Annotated in this window: 4 protein-coding genes; all 4 read right to left on the bottom strand. The window is 63.9% G+C overall.

What is annotated here, in order from left to right; translation table 11 throughout:
• Positions 1 to 136: 136 nt before the first annotated feature.
• On the bottom strand, positions 137 to 808 hold the full coding sequence (gene mobA / locus BQ17_RS11150; protein ID WP_089727062.1) for a molybdenum cofactor guanylyltransferase MobA: 672 nt from the start codon (positions 806 to 808) through the stop codon (positions 137 to 139).
• Between the two features lie 241 nt (positions 809 to 1,049).
• The gene (gene argA / locus BQ17_RS11145; RefSeq protein ID WP_089727060.1) at positions 1,050 to 2,393 is read right to left on the bottom strand and encodes an amino-acid N-acetyltransferase; all 1,344 of its coding nucleotides are present in this window, start codon (positions 2,391 to 2,393) and stop codon (positions 1,050 to 1,052) included.
• A 149-nt stretch (positions 2,394 to 2,542) separates the two neighbouring features.
• Positions 2,543 to 2,947 (bottom strand): cobalamin biosynthesis protein, encoded by a 405-nt coding sequence (locus BQ17_RS11140; protein WP_089727058.1) that lies wholly within the window; start codon positions 2,945 to 2,947, stop codon positions 2,543 to 2,545.
• Complete coding sequence (locus BQ17_RS11135; RefSeq protein ID WP_089727056.1) at positions 2,947 to 3,693, bottom strand: cobalamin biosynthesis central domain-containing protein; 747 nt, start codon at positions 3,691 to 3,693, stop codon at positions 2,947 to 2,949. The genes BQ17_RS11140 and BQ17_RS11135 overlap by 1 nt, the downstream gene beginning before the upstream one ends.
• Between the last annotated feature and the right edge of the window lie 559 nt (positions 3,694 to 4,252).

Below are 4,252 nucleotides of genomic sequence, written 5' to 3'. Positions count from 1 at the left end.
CCCCCGTCGCTGAGGTTCGATGCGGTCGCGCCGCTTTGCCGGCGCACTCCAAAGCAGTCCGGAATCCATAAAGAGCCAAAATGATAGGGCATCCCTCCTCTGGACGGGCGCCTCGAACTTTTCAAGACACTCATCATCACCCTTCCCCACCCAATGAGCTACCCGGACTCACCAACCTCCGCTCCAGCATCCGACGTTCCTGCTGGGTGTTGACATTGAAGAAGGTATCGGGACGATCCGAGAAATCGACGATGGCCAGGCGGTGTTGGGCGTACCAGGTATCGATCTTGCGGCCACCGGCCTTCAGGTAGGTCAGCAGGTCTGCCAGCAGATTCCGCCGCAACAGGGCGAACACCGGTTGCATCCGGACCCCGTCGTGGGCCACGCTGATCTCGGCCTGGCGGGTATGCAGGGCGCTGTATAGGGCCTGGGCCAAGTTAGCGGGGAATAGCGGCGAGTCGCAGGGTACGCACAGGAGGTAGTCGGTCTCCGTGGCCTGCAAGGCACTCGCCATGCCCGCCAGGGGGCCGTAGAAGTCGCCCATGATGTCCGGTATCACCGGGTAGCCGAAGCGCCGGTAGTCACCCAGGTTGCGGTTGGCATTGATCAGGAGCGGGCCGACCTGGGGGCTGAGGGCCCGGATAATGTGGTCGACCATGGGCTGGCCGTCGATCCGCACCAGGCCCTTGTCCTCACCTCCCATGCGTTGCGAGCGGCCACCGGCGAGGATGACACCGGTGATGTCCTGCCGGGGTAAGTCCAGCGGGGTCGTTTCCGGGTCGGTGTGCTCGGGAAGGGGTGTGGACATGGGGTGCTCGGCTGGGTCGGTGGTCAGGGCCACAGCGAGCTTGTGCTCGGCGTCCCGGCGGTACAGGAACGGACGGACGATCGTATATTTACACGGCCCGGTTTTGCAGAGATGTTTGCGTTTTGAATAAAAATATCCTGTTAATCATGGAAATCCTGTTAATCCTGTACTATTCGGAAAAAAGTCAGATCTTCCGCAGTCAAATCCTCCGGACAAGACCAAATCATTCAGGATTGCTCAATCACAGTGCCTTGATGAAGACTTTGGAGTTGCGCCGATAGTTATAGAGGGCCTGTTTTTCCAAGGGCAGCTCCTCCAGGCCCACGGGCTCGAAGCCGCGCTCGCGGAACCAGTGGGCGGTTTGGGTCGTGAGCACGAACAGCCTGCCGATTCCCCGGCTCCTGGCGATTGCTGTGACGTGCTCCAGGAGCTTGTCGCCGCGGGCTTGGCTCCGATAGTCGGGGTGGACGGCCACACAGGCCAGCTCGGCCAGGTCCGTGTCGGGAAAACAGTAGATGGCCACACACGCGATGACCATGCCGTCCCGCTCCATGAGCGAGAAACGGTCGATCTCGGTCTCCAGACGCTCGCGGGAGCGCCGCACCAGAATGTCCTGCTGCTCCAAGGGGCGCAGCAGCTCCAGGATCCCCCCCACGTCGTCGATGCGGGCGGGCCGCAGCGCTTCATAGGGGGATGCGGTGATCATGGTGCCGGCGCCGTCGTGGGTGAAGAGCTCACGCAGCAAGGCCCCAGGGATACGACGGCCGATCAGGTGCACGCGCTCCACCCCTTGGATGCAGGCGTGCGCTCCGGCGCGCAGGGATTGGGCCAGCTCTTCGGGCATGTCGGGCGCAGCGGTGAGCAGGGATTCGACGTCTTGGCTGAGCAGATTGGAGATCAGGCCCCCGGATGCGTCCGACACACCTGGCTCCTCGAGCAGAAAGATGAGCTTGTCGGCCCCTAGTGCGATGGCGGCGGAACGCGCCACGTCCAGGGCGCTCAGGTTGAAGACCTCACCGGTCGGTGAATAGCCGATGGGGGGCATCAGGGCCACGGCGCCGTCATCCAGGCGCCGGCATAGCGACTCGCGGTCGATGCGGCGGACCACGCCCGTGTGCCGATAGTCGATGCCGTCCAGTACGCCCAGGGGTTTGGCGGTGACGAAGTTGCCCGAGGCGACGGGGATCCACACCCCTGCCATGGGGGAGTTAGCCAGTCCGAGCGAGAGCAGGGCCTCGAGCTCGACCCGCACGGCCCCGGCGGCCTCCTTGACACAGGCCAGGGCCTCGGCATCGGTCACGCGCAATCCTTTGACATAGTGCAGCGCGGCTCCCCGCCGCTCGAGCCGTTCCTCGATCTGGGGTCGGGCCCCGTGCGCCAGCACCAGGCGTATCCCCAGGCCGTGGAGCAGGGCGAGGTCGTGGACCAGCTCGGAGAAGCCTGCCTCGGCCACCACCTCGCCGCCGAAGGCGATGACGAAGGTCCGCCCCCGGTGGGCGTGGACATAGGGCGTCGCCTGCCGGAACCAGTGCACGCACAGGTCCGGGCCGGCGGAGGGTAAATCTGGAGCGGCGGGCTTGGACATGCTTAATCAGGTAATGGCTAATGTATAAGTGATAACATGACCAGCGGTACTGGCTACTCTGTCCCCTCTCCCGCCGGGAGAGAGGTTGGGGAGAGGGGACCAAAAAGATGAATCGCTCTACTTTTTCACTTATAGGTTTACCACTACCCTTAATCACAACGGCAAGCCGCCTGCGCGATGGCAACCGTGGCGTGTTTGCCGTCATTGCCCTGGTATCTGCGCTTTGTGAGGAGGAGATCGCCCGCGTGCCCGGCGGCCGTCAGGATGGCGGCCGCCTCTGCCACCGCGGGGGTCCCCATATGGGTCCGCACCCGCTCCGAGGGATGGGGGACCTCGACCTCCGCAAGCGCCTCGGCACTGAAGAAGTGCAGCCCCCATCCGTGACGCTGCGCCAGTAACAGGATCGCCTGCTCGTCCTGTTTCTTGTCGATGGTAGCCACCGCCGCGACTGCATCGAGGGCGAGGCCGGCCGCCGCCAGCGCCTGCCGCACGGCGCCCTCCAGGGTCTCCAGGGAGGTGCCGCGATCGCAACCCAATCCCAGGATAACCCGCATCACGGCTGACCTGCCGGGGGCCGATAGACTACCAGGCGTCCTGCGAGCCGTTGCCATAGGTCCGCGGGGATCGCGCGCCGGGTCACCAGGAGCACGCCACTGTACCGATCCGGATCCACGGCCTCGACCGCTGAGTACAGATGGATATTCTCGGGCAGCGGTCCGGGACCGGGCCACCAGTCTCGCGCTCCTGCTTCTTGGACCAAGGCAATCGCTTCGCCATCCACGACGCGGGCAGCGACGCGCGTGAGATTGGGCTTGGGCGCCTCTAGGCGCCAGCCCAGCTCCCGCCCCAGGATGTCGACGGCGATGGTGTTCGCACCCTCAGAGGCAGTGGTGATCACCGCCGTCGCCCCCAGCAGAGCGGCCAGCCGTTCGGCATAGGCATTGGCCCCACCGACGTGCCCGGAGAGCACCGGAATCACGAACCGTGCGGCGGAATCGATCACGAGCACACCCGGATCCTGGTACTTGGAGCCGAGATGCGGTGCGATCAATCGCACCACCGCGCCCACCGAGAGGAAGAACACCAGTTGGTCGAACGCGGAGAACAACCCCGCCATGCGGCCACTCAAGGCCCCCGGGTAGGCAATGACCTGGTTGGCAAGTCCGTCCATCAAGGCCGCGTGGCCCGCGGCTACCACCATCGTCGCCCGCGGCAAGCGTTGCGCCAGCCCGCGCGCCTGCAAGGCCCCCGGTTTGGTGACGGCGATCAGGGCCACGCTCGGTTCGGCAATCCCCTTCACGGCAAATTTTGGAGAATTCCGGGAAATAGCGGGAACAGTATATGTCTACCGACCGCGGTTCGTATAATGGACCTTAATCTGCGTAATCTGCGGACAAACAGGATGTCGCCCGGATGGTAGTGGTAAATTTATAAGTGTTAAAGTAGAGCGATTCATCTTTTTGATCCCCTCTCCCCAACCCTCTCCCGGAGGAAGGGTGTCGTAAAAGGTGATGCCCGACGCGGTTTTTCTCGTTCCCACGCGCTGCGTGGGAACTTGGTTGCTCCGCACTGCGAAGAGCATCGGGCCGGTGTCCACCATTCGTATACCCGGGAACTAAACCTGCCGGCGGTCCGGCGTTATCCGGTGCGGCCCACAAGGCGTCTGCTCTGACCCTTGCCGACAGCTGGTCATTGGGTGCGTAAGCCGTCTGAAAGACGGCGCTCCCAGCGTCCCCGGAATCGACGACACTTTGTCGGCCCCTGGGACCGCCGACATTTTGTCGGCTCCCGGGACCACCGATATTTCGTTGGCCCTTCTGGCTAGCGGCTAGAACCTGAATGCCGAGTTGCCGGTCCAA

The organism is Candidatus Thiosymbion oneisti (genome assembly GCF_900092655.1).
GTDB classification, from domain to species: Bacteria; Pseudomonadota; Gammaproteobacteria; order Chromatiales; family Chromatiaceae; genus Thiosymbion; species Thiosymbion oneisti.
This window is presented reverse-complemented; position numbering and strand designations above follow the sequence as displayed.

Bases quoted from the DNA above. Each gene is read 5' to 3' on its own strand.
- argA (WP_089727060.1), bottom strand. From the start codon at position 2,393: ATGTCCAAGCCCGCCGCTCCAGATTTACCCTCCGCCGGCCCGGACCTG.
- mobA (WP_089727062.1), bottom strand. From the start codon at position 808: ATGTCCACACCCCTTCCCGAGCACACCGACCCGGAAACGACCCCGCTG.
- BQ17_RS11140 (WP_089727058.1), bottom strand. From the start codon at position 2,947: ATGCGGGTTATCCTGGGATTGGGTTGCGATCGCGGCACCTCCCTGGAG.